This window comes from Dyadobacter sp. NIV53 (assembly GCF_019711195.1).
GTDB lineage: Bacteria > Bacteroidota > Bacteroidia > Cytophagales > Spirosomataceae > Dyadobacter.
Window position 1 is genome coordinate 38009 of sequence record NZ_CP081299.1, and the last position, 17165, is coordinate 55173.

The window sequence follows — 17165 nt, forward strand, 5'->3', positions numbered from 1 at the left end:
TAAAAGTGAATATGGTACTTAACTTAAAATGATTGTGCCAACAGAATTTTCAACTAAAAATTCTTACACCATGCCTTTCATACTTAGCGCAATTCTTTTCCTGGCCAGATCAACTTCGGTAACTTTTACCGTCACCACCTGTTGCAGCTTTACAACTTCATTCGGATCCTTAATGAATCTGTCTGCCATTTGTGAAAGATGAACCAATCCATCCTGTTTCACACCAATATCCACAAAAGCACCAAAGGCAGTAATGTTCGTAACCAGGCCTGGCAAGATCATACCAATTTTCAAATCCTCAGGTTTGCGGACTGAACTGTCAAATTCAAATCTTTTGACAGGCGTTCTTGGATCACGTGATGGTTTTTCCAGTTCCTGCAAAATGTCTTTTAACGTTGGCAAACCGACGGTAGCTGAAACGTATTTTGAAGGATTGAGTTGTTTGCGTAATTCAGCTTTCTGAACCAGGTCTTTTACTGTTGCTCCCACATCTTTCGCCATTTGTTCTACCAGCGAGTAACTTTCAGGATGTACTGCACTATTGTCCAGCGGATTAACCCCGTTTTCTATTCTTAAAAAACCGGCAGCCTGTTCAAATGCTTTTGCACCCAGGCGTGGAACTTTTAACAACTGCTGCCTTGATTTAAAATTCCCGTTTTTAGCCCTGAAATCGACTATATTTTGCGCCAGTGCCGGTCCTAAACCGGAAACGTAGCGCAATAAATGCTTACTGGAAGTGTTGAGATTTACGCCTACGGAATTTACGCAGCTTTCTACGACTACATCCAAAGCATTCTTCAATGAATTCTGATCCACGTCGTGCTGATATTGCCCTACTCCAATTGATTTCGGATCAATTTTTACAAGCTCTGCTAACGGATCCATTAAACGGCGGCCGATGGATACTGAGCCACGAACGGTAACATCTTTGTCAGGAAATTCCTCACGTGCCACATCAGATGCCGAATAAATGGAAGCACCCTGCTCACTGACCATAAATAAACCTATTTCATCAGATTTGCTTAAAGAATTCAGGAGTTTTTTGGTGAAATCTTCCGTTTCACGCCCTGCTGTCCCGTTTCCAATGGCAATGGCTTCAACTTTAAATTTCGTGATCAGTTCAGTCAGTGTGTAGTTAGCTTCATTGGTTTTGTCAAATGGATAAATTACCTTATCAGCAATCAGATTCCCCTGACTATCAAGCACTACCACCTTGCAACCCGTTCTATAACCGGGATCAATCGCCATCACGTTTTTCTGGCCCAGAGGTGACGCAAGTAAAAGCTGCCTCAAATTTTCTGTAAATATCTGGATAGCAGAAACGTCAGCTTTTTCTTTGGACAGATTCGAAAATTCCGTTTCTATTGAAGGTTTGAGCATACGTTTATAACTATCCTCCACAGCAAGTTCAATCTGGTCTTTGCAGGCATTTGTACCCCTAACGAATATGCGGTCCAATGATTCAAGCACCTGTTCTTCATCCGGGGAAATATCCACGCCCAAAAATCCTTCCTCTTCACCACGGCGGATAGCAAGTAATCGGTGTGAGGGAATTCTGGACAATGGTTCCGAAAATTCAAAATAATCCCTGTATTTGGCACCTTCTTCCTCTTTCTTCTTTTTTACTTTTGAAGATATTACTGCGCTTCGTTGAAAAAGCGAACGAATACGTGTACGGGCTTCCTGATTTTCATTGATCCATTCTGCCATAATATCCCGGGCTCCATGTAAGGCATCATCGACATTTTGCACCTGGTCATTCAGAAAAGACACTGCTTTTCTTTCAGGATCATTTTCTTTCCCCAAAAAAATAAGCCGGGCCAATGGCTCCAATCCTTTTTCAATAGCGACGGAAGCACGTGTTTTACGTTTTTGTTTATATGGCAAATAAATATCTTCGAGTTCTACGAGTGTAAAAACGTTGTTAATTTGCCTTCGTAATTCGGGGGATAATTTCCCCTGTTCGTCAATATTTTTCAAGATAGCCTCCCTTCGTTTCTCAACATCCTGTTGCTTTTGCCATGCATCTTTTATTGCACCAATCTGAACTTCATCCAAGCCTCCTGTTGCTTCTTTCCTGTATCTGGAAATAAATGGCAGTGTTGCTCCTTCTTCAAAAAGCTGTATGGTATTTCGAACTTGTTTTTCAGAAACGCTGGTCTGTTGGGAAATAAGGGAATAATTCATGGTATTCTTCTATCAAAAAAATCTATATGTTGTAAAAGTAACGAGGGATTTTAAAACATGTGTATTCCTTGCTGATTATTCTATTATTGACGGTAGTTCAAAAAATATCATTGAAAACTTATTCAGCGGTTTATATTCTGATTTGTAAAGGAAAACAAATCCTGTAACTTGTAATCTTTACCTCGTTATCCTAAATCCTCATTCAATTGATACAATTTTTCTATAAAAAATATTTTTGCTGCCCTTTTTGATGTATTTGGGCACCAACGCTTTGCATGCACAGCAAAAAGTCAAATTCAATGTTATCGCATTTTATACCGGGATCAATGACATGGCGCACGTGAGTTTTGTGCATGAAGCCAATAAATGGTTTTCAAAAACGGCGGCTCAATACAAGTTCACCTACGATTCCACCAATAACTGGAATAACCTGAATGAAGAGTATTTAAGTAAATATCAGGTTATTTTGTTTTTGGATACCAGGCCCGAAAAGCCGGAACAAAGGAAAGCATTTCAAAAATATATGGAAAATGGCGGCGCGTGGATGGGTTTTCACTTTTCTGCATTTGCACTGACTCCGTCTGATTTTTCGCAAAACTGGGATTGGTACCATCAGGTATTCCTTGGATCGGGCCAGTATAAGAGCAATACCTGGAGACCAACCTCTGCCATTTTACGTGTTGAGAACCAACAACATCCAGCTGCTAAAAACCTGCCGGAAACCTTTAAAGCCTCACCCAATGAATGGTACAGATGGGAAAATGATCTGAAAGCCAATCCTGATATTGACATACTTTTATCCATAGATCCCGCAAGTTTCCCGCTCGGTACCGGGCCAAAACAGCATGAAATATGGCATGACGGTTATTATCCAGTTGCGTGGACAAACAAAAAATTCAAAATGATGTACTTCAACATGGGTCATAATGATATTGACTATGAAAACAAAACCAATAAAGAATTATCGTTTACATTTGAAAATAAACTCCAAAATCAATTGATTTTGAACACATTACTTTGGCTTGGAAATGACAGGAAATAAAGTTTAAGACTAATCTTTAAATCATTTATTATGAGATCCATTTTAACATTATTCATTTTTCTGGTAATGATTTCAGCATCCTTTGCACAAACCAGCGGTTTTGTCGACAATGGAGATTGTAAAACCTATTTCCGGACATTTGGAAACAAAAAGCCCATATTGATCATTAACGGTGGCCCTGGTATGAACAGTGATGGATTTGAGGCTCTGGCTAAAACGTTATCAAAAAATAATCAAACCATTATTTATGATCAGCGTGGTACGGGTAAGTCGGTCCTGGATAAAGTGGATGGTACCACTATCACAATGAAACTAATGGCCGAGGACATTGAAAGGCTCCGGATCCATTTGAAAATTGACAAATGGATCATTCTGGGCCACTCATTTGGCGGAATGATGGCTTCCTATTATGCAACAATACATCCTGAACATATAGAATCACTAATTTTATCTTCTTCAGGAGGAATTGACCTTGAAACATTATCTTCATCTGGTCGCAATTTGATGGCACGGCTTAGTACACAGGAAACCGATTCACTCGAATTTTGGAATAACAGAATTGCCCATGGTGATACCACATATCATGCAAAATTGCATCGCGGATTAGCTTTGGCACCTGCATATTTATACGACCGCAAAAATATACGGGTGATTGCAGAAAGGCTGACTCAAAGCAATATGAAAGTGAACGGAATTGTTTGGAGTGATCTACAAAAAATTAAATTTGATTGCCGTGCACAGGTCCAATCATTTACAGCGCCGGTATTGATTATTCAGGGGAAACAGGATATTATAGCAGAATCCATTGCTATTAAGGAACAACGTGCTTTTAAAAATTCCAGGATGGTTTTGATAGATCAATGTTCTCATTATGGCTGGCTGGATCAACCAAATAAGTATTATTTAGAAATTAATAAGTTTATCTCCGGAGCTTAAAAATATTATAACGCATATTTAAACCCAATAAAATGAGTCACCCACTTTTTGTAAATAGCACAATCAATATTAACGCCCCCGCTGCAAAAGTATGGGATGCACTTGTCAATCCTGAACAAACCAAGAAGTACATGTTTGGCTGTGAAACGGTTTCCGACTGGCAAATTGGTAGTCCATTACTTTGGCAGGCTGAATATGAAGGCAAATTAACGGTTTTCGTAAAAGGTGAAATCGTTGATTTGCAGCCGGAAAAGCTATTAAAGTATACAACCATCGATCCCCATTCAGCAATAGATGACGTTTCAGAAAATTATCTGACTGTTACCTATGAACTGGTTTCTGACGGAGATATAACTATTTTAAATGTTACTCAGGGAGATTATTCAACAGTTGCGGAAGGCGAAAGAAGATACCAGGAGGCTTTTAATAACGGAGAAGGCTGGAATCCGATTTTGGCAGAAATAAAAAAACTGGTAGAAGAATCGGAATAACGGATAACCTAACAAAACCCGGATATTTAAGTGATCTTATTTATCCGGGTTTTACTTTTTGAAAAAAATTAATCTTCTTCCTTACTATCAGAGTTTTCCTGCTGGTCCGGGGTTAACGGTTCAATGCTGGTGCCGGTATTGACCTCCGGGGCATCCGTTCCCGGAATATCAGGAGTTGGGTTCATTGGCCCCATTTGTCCTGGCTTATGAGGATCAGGATAACTAGTGGCTGGTGGCTGATCGGCGGAAAATTCACTGACAAAGCCATTGCTAAAATTATTTGTTTGAAATTCCATGGTCATTTTATTTAATTCTCTCTCTTTTAGAAAAAAAATTGTGCCCTGATATCTGCAAGCCTGGAATGCTTTTTATTCCAAACCATGAATTACACGTAATTGAAGTTTGTTATTGTCAGTTTGTTAATGGTAAACTTTAATCAGAATAAATGGCTGTATTAATTGTCTTGATCCTCTCATTCTCAGCAAGTTTGGGAATCACAAAAATCGTTTCAGGCGAATGGGATTATATTCTGAGCGGCAATATTGCCATGTGCGTCATGCTCTTTTTTACAGCATTCGGACATTTCAGATTTTCCAGGGGAATGGCCAGGATGATACCGAAATTCATTCCCAATAGAATGGAACTGGTTTATTTGACTGGCTTCATTGAAATTGCTGCCGGAATCGGGCTTTTGTTTCCATATTGGCGGCAAAGTACCGGGCAGTTTCTTGTCCTTTTTTTATCCTGATTTTACCTGCAAATATTTATGCTGCGTTGCATAGGCTCGACTACCAAACCGGGGAATTGAATGGAAAAGGAATTGGATATCTGTGGTTGCGCATTCCCATGCAATTGCTATTTATTGCATGGGTCTGGTATTTTTCTGTTGGTGGGTTAAAATAAAAAATCAAAAGGCATTTATTTTTTTTGCAACAAAGCCATATAAAATCCATCGTAACCATCATCGGCTACGGATGTACGATGTTCTGATATGAGACGCCAGTGTTTGCCATATTTTTCTATAAATCGCTTCACCTGATCCTCAGACTCTGATGGAAGAACACTGCACGTAGCATAAACCATTTTTCCACCTTGTTTCACCATATTGCAATAGGAACTCAGTATTTGCCATTGGACATTCCGGATAGATTCGAGGAACTGCGGTTTTAATTTCCATTTGCTATCCGGGTTTCGTCTCAAAACACCTAACCCGGAACACGGTACATCCAGTAACAATCTGTCTGCTGTTCCGGCAAGGCTTTCGACGATTTCAGGAGTAATAAGCATCGTTTCCAGATTTGTTACACCATTTCTGTCTGCCCGCTTTTTAAGTTCTTCTAATTTTAAGCCTTCAATATCCATTGACAAGATAGATCCTGTATTTTGCAATAATGCAGCCAGGTGCAATGTTTTTCCGCCGGCTCCGGCACAGGCGTCAATCACGCTAAGGCCTGGTCTAATATCGAGGAAAGGGGCTATTAATTGTGATCCTGCATCCTGGACTTCAAAAAAGCCTTGCTTGAAAGTATCCAGTTTGGCTACATTCTGGCGTTTTTTCAGGATCAGTCCATTTGGAACATCCTGAATTACTTCGGTATTGTCAAAACCAAACGTTTCTCTTGTAGCTTCTATACTGCTTTTTATGGTATTGATCCTAAGTATCAAAGGTGCAGGCTGATTTAAAGCTGCCAATTCCTTATCCCATTTTTCTCCCAGTGCTTTTTCTCCCGCCTCATCTATCCAGTCCGGTACAGACTGCGCAATTTTACGTATTTGCATGGCTTCCTGATATCTATTCAAAATAGTATCAATGTTTAACGATTCAAATTCTGTCCATTCAGGCAGCTGGTTGTCCGCATCTGTATGAAGATGAGCCGGCTTTATGATTTGCCAGGCTCCAAAAATAATCCAGAAATCTTCCTCGTCAGCAACCCTGTCCAGATCACATACAAACTTAACCAGCCTCCACCATCTGACGATTTCGTATATATTTTCTGCAATAAAGGCCCGGTCTCTTGCACCCCATTTTTTGTTGGATTTCAGCAACTGCTCCACTACTCTATCTGCCTGCCGATGTTTTGAAAAAATGTCCTGTAAACCTGTAACGGTAGCCTGTACCAATCCTCTGTATAGTTTCAATTTGTTTTGAATTATCGGTGTAAACCTTGAAAAGTATGTGAATTAAAATTCTGTAATGGGGTCAAAGTTCGCTAAAATCGGCAAAGTATGTCTCACAAAAATTAAAAAAACGCTACACAAGGCACAATTTTTGCGCATTGGATTTTATGAATAGTTATATCGTTACCATTACAATTATTGGAATTGCAACCCTGGGTATGGCCTGGATGCCATCATTTACAAAAAAAACAGGTATTTCTGACTCCGTAGTTTATGTGCTGCTCGGTATTGTGGCCTATGAATGTATAGACATACTTCCTCCTCCCGATCCTATGGTGTATCAGGATTATGCGCTTCACTTAACAGAGCTTGTTGTTGTAATTTCACTCATGGGAACCGGATTGAAAATTGATAAACCGTTTTCCTTGAAGTCCTGGCAGGTTCCATTCAGAATGCTGACTGTTACCATGGTACTATGCATAGCCTCCGTCACATTCCTGGCCTGGTATTTCCTCCATTTTGATCTGGCTTCTGCACTTCTGCTGGGAGCTGTCCTGGCTCCCACTGATCCAGTATTGGCGGCTGATGTTCAGGTTGGGCCACCTATGGAAGAAATAGTTGATGAAGTACGCTTTTCGTTAACTGCCGAAGCAGGAATGAACGATGGAATGGCCTTCCCCTTTACTTGGCTTGCTATTTTAGTTGCAGCGGCGTCAGGAGGTAGTATTTCAGGTGTTTTTCAGGAATGGCTGACAATCGATTTATTATATAAAATTATTTCAGGAGTAATACTTGGGATTTTATTAGGCAGATTACTGGCTTATCTGATTTTTAATTTTTCAGAAAAGAAGAAATTCATCAATTTAAACGATGGATTTATTGCTGTTGCTGCTGCTTTGTCCATTTTTGGCCTTGTTGAATTACTGCATGGTTATGGGTTTGTAGCTGTTTTTGTAGCCTCTGTAACGCTACGGAATTATGAGCTTGATAATGAATTTCATAAAGACCTGCATAGTTTTTCGGACCAGACAGAGCGGATTTTGGTTGCTATTGTTTTATTGATTTTTGGTGGCTGTCTTGTACACGGAATTCTGGATTATCTGACCTGGCCAATGGCTCTGCTATCTATCGTTTTTCTGCTGTTAATCCGGCCCATTTCCGGCCTAATTGCATTAATAGGAACAAGATTGCATATTAAAGAAAAACTGGGTATCAGCTTTTACGGCATACGCGGCATCGGTTCATTCTATTATCTTGCTTTTGCGCTGAAAGAAGAGCAGTTTACTTTGGGTAAGGAATTATGGTCAATGGTGTCATTTATTGTCCTGTGTTCTGTCCTGATCCACGGCCTTACAGCAACTAAGGTGATGACAAAACTAGAAAAGAAATTTTCACAGCCATTAGAATCTGAAACCTAACAGTCTTTTTCTAATACTTCTTTAAATTGATATAGCAAACATGGAAACTCAGTCAACTATTATTTGCCCGCCAGATCTGACTTCTCGTCCGTTGGGACTTGCAGTGGATGGATTTATCGCTCTGCCAATAGATAAGTTATTCAGGGCATGGACATCTCAGTTTGATTTATGGTTTGCGTCGCCCGCATCTTTTCTTTCCAAAGTGGAAGTAAATGCTCCGTTTTATTTTGAAACTTATTTTCAGGGAATCCGTTATCCGCATTACGGCCGATTTCTTAAAATTGAAGAACCACATCTGGTAGAAATGACATGGGTGACAGGCGAAGGAGGCACTGAAGGCGCCGAAACCGTTTTGACGATCGAACTTACTGCACATGAGGAAAATACTTTTTTACACCTTACCCAGGCAGGATTTTCAAATGAAGCATCCAGAAACAAACATCAGGAAGCCTGGCCTTTAATATTGGATCAGCTGGAAGAAAGAATGTCCAGGCCGGCTGATTGAATAATTACCATATTTTTGGAGCACTGATTATCCTTAAAACAATACTATATGGTAACCAATGATCAATTCCGGCAATTTGCCTTGTCCTTTCCTGGAACAATAGAGCTTCCTCATTTTGAAAGAACTTCTTTTCGTATCAATAAAAAAATATTTGTTACACTTTCGGAAAAAGACAGGATTGCTAACTTTAAACTAACACCAATTGATCAGTCATTTTTCTGTTCCATTGATACAGAAATTGTTTATCCGGTTCAAAATAAATGGGGGATTCAAGGATGGACATCGGCAAATCTGGAAATGATAGATAAAGAATTGCTCCTGGAATTACTAACTTCAGCTTTTAATGTAGTGAATTCAAAATAAAAATCATCAATCCATGATTAATGTTAGGAATGTGACAATTTATTAATAAAATATTTCTAAAATCATCTCTATTTTGTATCTTGATAGTTCTAATCAGTCACAAAATTAATTGCGATGAAAGGCCGGTCACTATTACTAACTATTACATTAGCCGCATTTTTATCCGGCTTGTTGGATCTTGTAGTGGCGATCATCGTTTATTCAATCCTGCTCGATAAAACAACCGCTTTAAGAATCCTTCAATCAGTTGCCAGTGGTGTTTTTGGAAAGACAGCTTACAGCGGAGGAATTGAAATGGCAGTAATTGGCCTGGTTTTTCATTTCATAATTTCTTTTATTTTCACCTACCTGTATTTCTTTGCCTATACGCGTCTGGCGTTTTTACGAAAAGAACGGGTTTTCAGCGGTTTCGTCTTCGGCTTTTTTATCTGGCTTGTAATGAATCTGATCGTCCTTCCAATCACTTTTTCCGGCTTATTTCCTTCTGATTTTGTATCTGCTCTTATTGGGATCGCAATAATTATCATTTCTATCGGAATTCCTGTTTCCCTCATTGCCCATTTCTATTACAACCGGACTTCCTTGAACTAGCTAATCCAGTTTGCCAATACCCTTTTCTGTATTTCACCATTTCGACTTGTACAACCAATTCAGGTACCAGAACTGCTATGGAAGATTTCTTGAAATAATTCATTTAAGAATTATATAAATATCTGTTGTATATTGCCGGTCAGTTTTTTACTGGATATGACAAAATTAAGTATGTAAATATCTAAATTTTAAGCCATTAATAGAATAATTGCAATTCTAACCTTGTTAAATAGCTTTATTACAGATAGATAATAGTAATTTGTAGCAATATCTTATATTTATAAATCTCAACTATTTCGTAATAAACTTATAAGAAAATTACTACAATATAAATATTTCAAGAATCGAATCTCTTAAATTATATATTTTACATAAAAAACAAGTGATGCAAAAACTAGCTTTATCAATACTTTTATTTCTATTCTCCCTGATAACATTTGCACAAAATAACGATGCTGACAGGATAATAGGTGAATGGCTGAATGAAGATAAAGATGGAAAAATAGAAATATATAAAACAGGTAATACCTACTTTGGAAAAGTAATATGGGGTAACAGCATTTATGAGGATGACGGACAAACATTAAAAAAAGACCTGAAAAACCCGGATGAAAAATTGAGGCAACGGAATATTTTAAATATGGTTGTATTGAGTAATTTCACTTATTCTGAGGACATTTTTGATAACGGTAAAATTTACGATCCGAAAAGTGGCAAGACATACAACTGCACGATGAAATTGAAAGATAATAAACTGGAAATTCGCGGATATGTTGGAATTTCATTACTTGGACATTCGACCTACTGGGAAAAATCTGAATAATATTTGAAGAGCAACTATACCAAAGGAAAGCAGACTTTAAAGTTAAAAGGGAATACAAAGCATAAAGTTGTTGTTGTCGGATAAAGACATTTTGAAGCAATGACTCATATCAAATTAGGAATACTCGACCAATCCATTGTAAGACAAGGAAGTACAGTTCAGGAAGCCATTCTGGAAACTGTTGCTACGGCAAAACTGGCCGAAGAGCTTGGTTACAGCCGGTTCTGGGTTTCCGAACACCATAATTCTACATTTATTGCAGGCTCCACACCAGAAGTTCTCATGGTGAAACTGGCGGACGCAACCAATCATATCCGGATTGGTTCAGGAGGTATTATGCTGCCAAATCATAGTGCTTTAAAAGTAGCTGAAAATTTTCGTATGCTTGAAACCCTTTTTCCTGGCCGTATTGACCTGGGTATGGGACGTGCTCCGGGTACAGACAGGATCACTTCTTCGATCCTCAATCCTTCCAATGATTTTAGTGAAACAAGTTATCTGCGTCAGCTGGAACATTTACAGCATTTTTTTAATGATACAGCGGGTACCGAACGCGGATTTATTTATGCTACGCCACAATCTGCAACCATTCCCATGCAGTGGATACTTAGTTCCAGCGGTGGAAGCAGCAGTATAGCTGCCAGGTTCGGGTTAGGGCTTGCGGTTGCCAAATTTATCAATGGCTTTGTCAGACCAGATGTCGTGGAAACTTACCGCAAACAATTCAGGCCATCGGAACAATATCCGAAACCACATGCCTTGCTCTCCGTATTTGTTCTTTGTGGCGAAACGGAAGAAAAAGCCAGGGATCTGAGAAAAATGATGGACTATATTTTGGTAGAGTTTGAACGAGGAAAATTCGGACCTTTCCCGGATGCAGAAACAGTCAGAAATTACCGTTTTAGTGCTGGTGAACTTGAACGGATCAGATACAACAGCGGCAGGATCATTTCAGGAACAGCTGAGGATGTAAAGGAACAGCTTACTGCACTTGCCAATGAATTTGATGTAGACGAAATCATTATTTCGACCATGGCAGACAGTGCGTCAAACAGAGTCAGATCATTTGAATTGGTTTCAGAAGCATTTAGTTTGCGGGAGACCGTAGTTTAAGGTTATTTTTGTGTTTTATCACAAAGACCTCAAACTCACCAATGAACCGCTTTGACCGTATTACAGCAATTTTGATCCAGCTGCAATCACGCAAGATTGTAAAAGCGCAGGATTTGGCTCAACGGTTTGAGATCAGTTTGCGGACAGTGTACAGAGATATGAATACGCTTGCGGAAGCAGGCGTACCAATTATAGGTGAGGCAGGTGTTGGTTATTCTCTTATGGAGGGCTATCGCCTGCCTCCTGTTATGTTTACAAAGGAAGAAGCACGGACATTTATAACAGCAGAAAAACTGATGGAAAAATTCACCGATTTTCCAACTCAGTCGCAATACCAGTCTGCGATGTATAAAATAAAAGCTGTTTTGAGAAACAGTGAAAAATCAATGGTGGAAAATCTCGAAAACCATATACAGGTCAGGCGCAGGAATGTCGCTTTTAACTCACTGGAAAGCAATGTTCTCGATTCTCTTCTTAAAAGTATAGTCGACCGCAAGGCAGTCAGAATCGATTATCATGGAATAAATTCTGAGGAAAAAACGGAAAGAATTATTGAGCCTGTCGGGATTTATCACGAAACCAATTATTGGTACACCATCGCCTATTGCCATCTCAGATATGCTTACAGAAATTTTCGCTCAGACAGAATTGAAAAAGTAGAACCAACCGATCATCCTTTTCAACATCAGCATGCTCCGCTGGATGAATTTTTAACCAAAATAAAGGACAAACAAAATCTAAAGTTGATTGTCATTCTCGTGCCCAGAAACATTTCCAGGTATTTTCAGGATCAAAAATATTATTACGGTTTTGTCTCAGAAAAAGTCTCTGGTAACAGTATTGAGATGACCTTTTTAAGTAATTCACTTGAAGGCTTTGCACGCTGGTACTTGATGATCGCTCCGGAAGCTACAATTATTGAGCCGCTGTCATTAAAAGAACAATTAAAAAAGCTTGTTCTGGATATTTCCGGGAAATTATAAATTTTAGTTTTATCCAGGTAAACTTAATTTGAAAGGCTCAGCACTTTTATAACATAATAACAATGAGCAGTAACAAAATTATCAGCATTCTGGGAATTTCAGGAAGCCTTCTGTGATAACTCTTCCAATACGAATATTTTAAAGGCTTTGACTGGTTTATTTCCAGATCATGTATCATTTAAATTATTTGAAAAATTAGATCAAATACCTCCTTTCAACCCGGGAGATGATGAAAATGAAGCAATTAAAATTTTTAAGCAAGAAATATCAACCGCAAACGGAGTTATTATTTGCACTCCTGAATATGCATATGGCGTTCCCGGTACGCTGAAAAATGCACTGGACTGGACGGTTTCTACCGGAGAATTTAATGAAAAACCTATATCTGCAATTAGCGCATCTCCATTAAACAGCGGAGGGGAAAAAGCACTCGCTTCCCTCCTTCTGACGTTAACAGCTTTGGGGACAAATAAGAATGACCAATCCTCTCTTTCCATTCCCAATATCAAAATTAAGATGAGTGCATCGGGCATGATTACCGACCAGCAAACCATTGACCAACTTCGTTTACAGGTTAATAATCTTTTGGAGATAATCGGCTGATGAACACAACAACTCGATTGGTAAATAAATATTGATTTAATAATAAAATTCCTTACAATAAGAAAAGAATACAAAACCTATATTCTTTGTATAAAATATTTACTTTTGGGTTTCGTAGCCATTAAATATTTTACACAATGAAATTTGAGACCTTACAACTCCATGCCGGACAGGTGCCCGATCCGGTGACGAACTCACGTGCAGTACCACTTTACCAGACTACTTCCTATGTATTCAACAATGCGGAACATGCTGCTAATTTGTTTGCTTTAAAGGAATTCGGTAATGTTTATACCCGGATCATGAATCCGACAACTGATATTTTTGAAAAAGAATTGCTGCGTTGGAAGGCGGTGTTGGTGCACTGGCAACTGCTTCCGGCCATTCAGCGCAATTTATCGCTATCAATAATATCACTACAGTCGGGGACAACTTTGTAACAACTTCGTTTTTATACGGAGGTTCTTACAACCAGTTTAAAAATTCATTCAAAAATATTGGTGTTGAAGCCCGTTTTGCTGATGGGGATGATGTGTCCAGTTTCGAAAAACTGATTGATGATAAAACAAAATTCATCTTTCTGGAAACCATAGGTAATCCAAGTTTCAGTGTCCCTGATTTCGAAGCATTTTCTGCACTGGCCACCAAATACGATTTGCCGCTCATGGTAGATAATACCTTCGGAGCAGCAGGAGCCATATTTCAGCCGTTTAAACACGGAGCACATATCATTGTTGAATCGGCAACCAAATGGATTGGCGGCCATGGTACTTCTATCGGCGGCGTAATTGTAGACGGTGGAAATTACAATTGGGGTAATGGTAAATTCCCCCAGTTCACAGCACCTTCCGAAAGTTACCACGGCATGGTTTATAATGACGTTTTCGGAAGTGCAGGGCCGTTCGGGAATATCCAGTTTATTATCCGTGCCCGTGTTGAAGGATTACGTGACTGGGGCCCTGCAGGTTCGCCGTTCAATTCATTCCTCTTTTTACAAGGCCTGGAAACGCTTTCTTTACGCGTTGAACGTATTGCTGAAAATGCATTAAAGCTCGCAACATGGCTTGAAAAAAATGATAAAATCGACGGTGTCAATTACATTGGTTTAGAAGGTAATAAGTACCACGGACTGGCAAAAAAATATCTCACGCGCGGATTTGGAGGCGTACTTTCCTTCACCTTGAAAGGAGATAAAAAAACAGCGGAAACCTTCGTTGATAAACTGAAACTGATCAGCAACGTAGCCAATGTGGGTGATGCCAAAACATTGATAATCCATCCTGCATCCACCACACATTCACAGTTATCTGAAAATGAGCAGATAGCAGCCGGAGTATTACCTACTCAATTGCGTATTTCAACAGGAATTGAGCATATTGATGATATCATAGCAGATATCGAAGCGGCATTGGCGTAAAGGTTTCAACGCAGAGGAAGGAGCGTTTGACGCATAGTGCATTGGAAATTAAAAGAGAAGTCAACTTTTTAAAAGTTGACTTCTCTCATTTGGAACAGACAATCTCTACGGCCTCTGCCCAAACGCTCCTTCCCTTCGTTGAAACTCTCTATTCCGATATCCCTTCCAAAGCAAACAAAAACGAATACTGTAAAGCAATCTCCTTCAGATATTCGAACCTTCCGGATGCACCACCGTGGCCGGCATCCATATTCGTTTTTAATATCAGCACATTCTTATCTGTTTTATGCGTCCGCAAACGTGCTACCCATTTAGCAGGTTCGAAATACTGTACCTGGCTGTCATGCAGGCCCGTCGTTACAAGCATATTAGGATAATCCTTTTTTACAACATTGTCATATGGAGAATAAGACTTCATGTAGAAGTATGATTCTTTGTTAGTCGGATTACCCCATTCGTCAAACTCATTGGTAGTCAATGGAATGCTTTCATCCAGCATGGTTGTCACCACATCCACAAAGGGAACATCAGCCACAATTCCATGCCACAGATCGGGGCGAAGATTGGCAATGGCTCCCATCAGCAAACCACCTGCACTTCCACCTTCAGCGTATAAATGAGCCTTTGAAGTATATTTTTCGCTTATTAAATATTCACCACAGGCAATAAAATCATCAAAAGTATTTTTCTTTTTAAACAGCTTACCATCTTCATACCATTGCCTGCCCATTTCCTGCCCACCGCGTACATGTGCAATGGCAAATGCAAAACCCCTGTTCAACAGACTTAACCTTGTCGAGCTAAATCCCGCATCCATGCTGTTTCCATATGAACCGTATGCGTATAGCAGTAACGGAGCATTACCGTCTTTTTCAAAACCTTTTTTATAGACTACCGAAACAGGAATTTTCAATCCGTCTTTGGACGTTGCATACAACCTTTCCGTTACATATTCTTCCGGATCGTAGCCACCTACCACTTCCTGTCTTTTCTTCAATTCTTTGGCTTTTGTTTCCATGTTGTAATCATACACAGAATTCGGCGTCGTCAGTGAAGTATAAATGTAGCGCAATGAAGTGCTGTTGAATTCCGGGTTGGAACCTGTATAGGCCGCGTATGCCGGTTCGCCAAAATCAACGTAATGTTCATCTTTGGTTTTATTGTTACGGATGCGTAACTGCAGCAAACCATTTTTTCTTTCTGTTACAACCAGAAAATCTTTGAAAACATCAATTCCTTCCAGCAGTACATCTTTACGCGTCGCAATTACCTCTTTCCAGTTTTCTACACCTGTTTTATTCAGAGGCGTTTCCATCAATTTAAAATTCAGCGCATCTTTATTGGTAACGATCAGGAATTTATCATTCTGGTGATCAATATCATACAATACATCTTTCATTCTTGGCTGGAAAACCTCAAACTTCCCTTCCGGATTGTCCGCATCCAGTATCCTGTATTCCGATGACATCGTCGCTGAAGAGCCTATGATAATGTATTTTTCAGACTTCGTTTTGCCAACACCGATGTAATTGCTCTTGTCCTTTTCGGCATAAACTACCACATCCTGTTTATCATCTGTACCTAACGTATGCCTTTTGATTTTTTCACTCAGCAAGGTTTTAGGATTCGTTGCTGTGTAAAATAAAGTCTTGTTATCATTTCCCCATTCCGATCCCCCGCTCGCAAGGAAAAATTGCGTCGGACAAGGTTTCACCTGTTTCAAGATTTTTAATGTGGATCGTGTATTGCCTTCTCGAAACCGTGTCGACACCATAAGCCAGTAATTTATTATCAGGACTTACATTGAAACCGGCTGCTGAATAATATGGATGGTCTTTTGCCAGATCATCCACATCCAGCAGAATTTCTTCGGGTGCACTCAGCGATCCTTTTTTACGGCAGTATTTAAAGTATTGTTTACCTTCTTCACTTCTTGTATAATAAAAATAACCATTGCTGAAAACAGGAACGGACTCGTCCTTCTCTTTGATACGCCCTTTCATTTCCGTGTAAAGATCTGACTGAAACTTTTTGGTTCCGGCCATCATGGTTTCTGTGTATCCGTTCTCAGCTTTCAGGTAGTCGACCACCTTTGTACTGTCCGGACCGTTACTGAAAAAATCGGCCATCCAGTAATATTCATCATTGCGTTTGTCTCCGTGCATTCCGGTTTCATGCGCTTTCATTTCTGCTACGGGCGGCGTTGCACCCGGCCATTGATATGCTTGTTTCACTTCTTTATTTTGATTACAGGAAAAAATTAGAACAGTTAAAATCAATAAAATAATTCGTATAGGAGCATTTTGTTAAAATATGTACTAAAAGTTTATATTAAATAGAAAATATTAAAAGTATTAATAGTATAAAAAACCTTTTACATTTTATTAGAACAGTTAGTTTAATTAAAAATATACTTTTTATACATATAATTAATATTATTCTTTAAATATATATTTAGTTAAATAGTTGATAATAAACGATTTAACCAAAATAATAATTACTAACTATACTCTATGTTGGAAATTTTAACAGAACCGGACAAAAATCTTTGTGTCTCTCCTCAATTCGTTGTGGC

General features: G+C 39.1%; 14 protein-coding genes and 3 pseudogenes. 13 read left to right on the forward strand and 4 right to left on the reverse strand.

Annotated features, from left to right (window positions below; genetic code table 11):
- Positions 1-63: 63 nt before the first annotated feature.
- Positions 64-2187 carry a Tex family protein gene (locus KZC02_RS00290; RefSeq protein ID WP_221392269.1) on the reverse strand — a complete coding sequence of 708 codons (2124 nt, stop codon included), beginning with the start codon at positions 2185-2187 and terminating at the stop codon, positions 64-66.
- Between the two features lie 250 nt (positions 2188-2437).
- Here KZC02_RS00290 and KZC02_RS00295 point away from each other — a divergent pair, with 250 nt between their 5' ends.
- From KZC02_RS00295 to KZC02_RS00305, 3 genes are read left to right on the forward strand one after another with little or no spacing between them, the layout of a single operon-like run.
- Complete coding sequence (locus tag KZC02_RS00295; RefSeq protein ID WP_221392270.1) at positions 2438-3229, forward strand: ThuA domain-containing protein; 792 nt, start codon at positions 2438-2440, stop codon at positions 3227-3229.
- Positions 3230-3259: 30 nt separating this feature from the next.
- Positions 3260-4165 (forward strand): alpha/beta fold hydrolase, encoded by a 906-nt coding sequence (locus KZC02_RS00300; RefSeq protein ID WP_221392271.1) that lies wholly within the window; start codon positions 3260-3262, stop codon positions 4163-4165.
- A 32-nt stretch (positions 4166-4197) separates the two neighbouring features.
- Complete coding sequence (locus KZC02_RS00305; RefSeq protein WP_221392272.1) at positions 4198-4656, forward strand: SRPBCC domain-containing protein; 459 nt, start codon at positions 4198-4200, stop codon at positions 4654-4656.
- Positions 4657-4724: 68 nt separating this feature from the next.
- Here KZC02_RS00305 and KZC02_RS00310 read toward each other — a convergent pair whose 3' ends face one another.
- Positions 4725-4952 (reverse strand): hypothetical protein, encoded by a 228-nt coding sequence (locus KZC02_RS00310; protein WP_221392273.1) that lies wholly within the window; start codon positions 4950-4952, stop codon positions 4725-4727.
- Positions 4953-5101: 149 nt separating this feature from the next.
- Here KZC02_RS00310 and KZC02_RS00315 point away from each other — a divergent pair, with 149 nt between their 5' ends.
- The gene (locus KZC02_RS00315; RefSeq protein ID WP_229253917.1) at positions 5102-5404 is read left to right on the forward strand and encodes a hypothetical protein; all 303 of its coding nucleotides are present in this window, start codon (positions 5102-5104) and stop codon (positions 5402-5404) included.
- Between the two features lie 170 nt (positions 5405-5574).
- Here KZC02_RS00315 and KZC02_RS00320 read toward each other — a convergent pair whose 3' ends face one another.
- Complete coding sequence (locus KZC02_RS00320) at positions 5575-6795, reverse strand: RsmB/NOP family class I SAM-dependent RNA methyltransferase (RefSeq protein ID WP_221392274.1); 1221 nt, start codon at positions 6793-6795, stop codon at positions 5575-5577.
- 146 nt (positions 6796-6941) lie between these two features.
- On the opposite strand from KZC02_RS00320, the gene KZC02_RS00325 reads away from it, so the two are divergent.
- From KZC02_RS00325 to KZC02_RS00365, 9 genes and pseudogenes are all read left to right on the forward strand, one after another.
- Entirely contained in the window at positions 6942-8192 is a 1251-nt protein-coding gene (locus KZC02_RS00325; RefSeq protein WP_221392275.1) for a sodium:proton antiporter, read from the forward strand.
- Positions 8193-8232: 40 nt separating this feature from the next.
- A complete protein-coding gene (locus KZC02_RS00330) occupies positions 8233-8697 on the forward strand; it encodes an SRPBCC family protein (RefSeq protein WP_221392276.1) in 465 nt (154 codons plus the stop codon).
- Positions 8698-8745: 48 nt separating this feature from the next.
- Positions 8746-9060: an MmcQ/YjbR family DNA-binding protein gene (locus KZC02_RS00335; RefSeq protein ID WP_221392277.1), complete on the forward strand. Its 315-nt coding sequence runs from the start codon at positions 8746-8748 to the stop codon at positions 9058-9060.
- A gap of 114 nt (positions 9061-9174) precedes the next feature.
- A complete protein-coding gene (locus tag KZC02_RS00340) occupies positions 9175-9651 on the forward strand; it encodes a DUF1440 domain-containing protein (RefSeq protein ID WP_221392278.1) in 477 nt (158 codons plus the stop codon).
- 385 nt (positions 9652-10036) lie between these two features.
- Positions 10037-10474, forward strand: coding sequence for a DUF2147 domain-containing protein (locus KZC02_RS00345; RefSeq protein WP_221392279.1), 438 nt, complete (start codon positions 10037-10039; stop codon positions 10472-10474).
- Positions 10475-10573: 99 nt separating this feature from the next.
- Complete coding sequence (locus KZC02_RS00350; protein WP_221392280.1) at positions 10574-11587, forward strand: LLM class flavin-dependent oxidoreductase; 1014 nt, start codon at positions 10574-10576, stop codon at positions 11585-11587.
- A gap of 41 nt (positions 11588-11628) precedes the next feature.
- A complete protein-coding gene (locus KZC02_RS00355) occupies positions 11629-12570 on the forward strand; it encodes a YafY family protein (RefSeq protein WP_221392281.1) in 942 nt (313 codons plus the stop codon).
- Between the two features lie 129 nt (positions 12571-12699).
- Positions 12700-13173: pseudogene (locus KZC02_RS00360) on the forward strand (NADPH-dependent FMN reductase); the annotation flags it as partial.
- Between the two features lie 137 nt (positions 13174-13310).
- Positions 13311-14590 (forward strand): annotated as a pseudogene (locus KZC02_RS00365) (O-acetylhomoserine aminocarboxypropyltransferase/cysteine synthase family protein).
- Between the two features lie 148 nt (positions 14591-14738).
- Here KZC02_RS00365 and KZC02_RS00370 read toward each other — a convergent pair.
- A pseudogene (locus KZC02_RS00370) lies at positions 14739-16755 on the reverse strand (S9 family peptidase).
- Positions 16756-17165 lie beyond the last annotated feature (410 nt).

Coding starts and splice junctions, on each gene's coding strand:
- KZC02_RS00290 (WP_221392269.1), bottom strand. CDS start 2,187: ATGAATTATTCCCTTATTTCCCAACAGACCAGCGTTTCTGAAAAACAA.
- KZC02_RS00295 (WP_221392270.1), top strand. CDS start 2,438: ATGTATTTGGGCACCAACGCTTTGCATGCACAGCAAAAAGTCAAATTC.
- KZC02_RS00300 (WP_221392271.1), top strand. CDS start 3,260: ATGAGATCCATTTTAACATTATTCATTTTTCTGGTAATGATTTCAGCA.
- KZC02_RS00305 (WP_221392272.1), top strand. CDS start 4,198: ATGAGTCACCCACTTTTTGTAAATAGCACAATCAATATTAACGCCCCC.
- KZC02_RS00310 (WP_221392273.1), bottom strand. CDS start 4,952: ATGGAATTTCAAACAAATAATTTTAGCAATGGCTTTGTCAGTGAATTT.
- KZC02_RS00315 (WP_229253917.1), top strand. CDS start 5,102: ATGGCTGTATTAATTGTCTTGATCCTCTCATTCTCAGCAAGTTTGGGA.
- KZC02_RS00325 (WP_221392275.1), top strand. CDS start 6,942: ATGAATAGTTATATCGTTACCATTACAATTATTGGAATTGCAACCCTG.
- KZC02_RS00330 (WP_221392276.1), top strand. CDS start 8,233: ATGGAAACTCAGTCAACTATTATTTGCCCGCCAGATCTGACTTCTCGT.
- KZC02_RS00335 (WP_221392277.1), top strand. CDS start 8,746: ATGGTAACCAATGATCAATTCCGGCAATTTGCCTTGTCCTTTCCTGGA.
- KZC02_RS00340 (WP_221392278.1), top strand. CDS start 9,175: ATGAAAGGCCGGTCACTATTACTAACTATTACATTAGCCGCATTTTTA.
- KZC02_RS00345 (WP_221392279.1), top strand. CDS start 10,037: ATGCAAAAACTAGCTTTATCAATACTTTTATTTCTATTCTCCCTGATA.
- KZC02_RS00350 (WP_221392280.1), top strand. CDS start 10,574: ATGACTCATATCAAATTAGGAATACTCGACCAATCCATTGTAAGACAA.
- KZC02_RS00355 (WP_221392281.1), top strand. CDS start 11,629: ATGAACCGCTTTGACCGTATTACAGCAATTTTGATCCAGCTGCAATCA.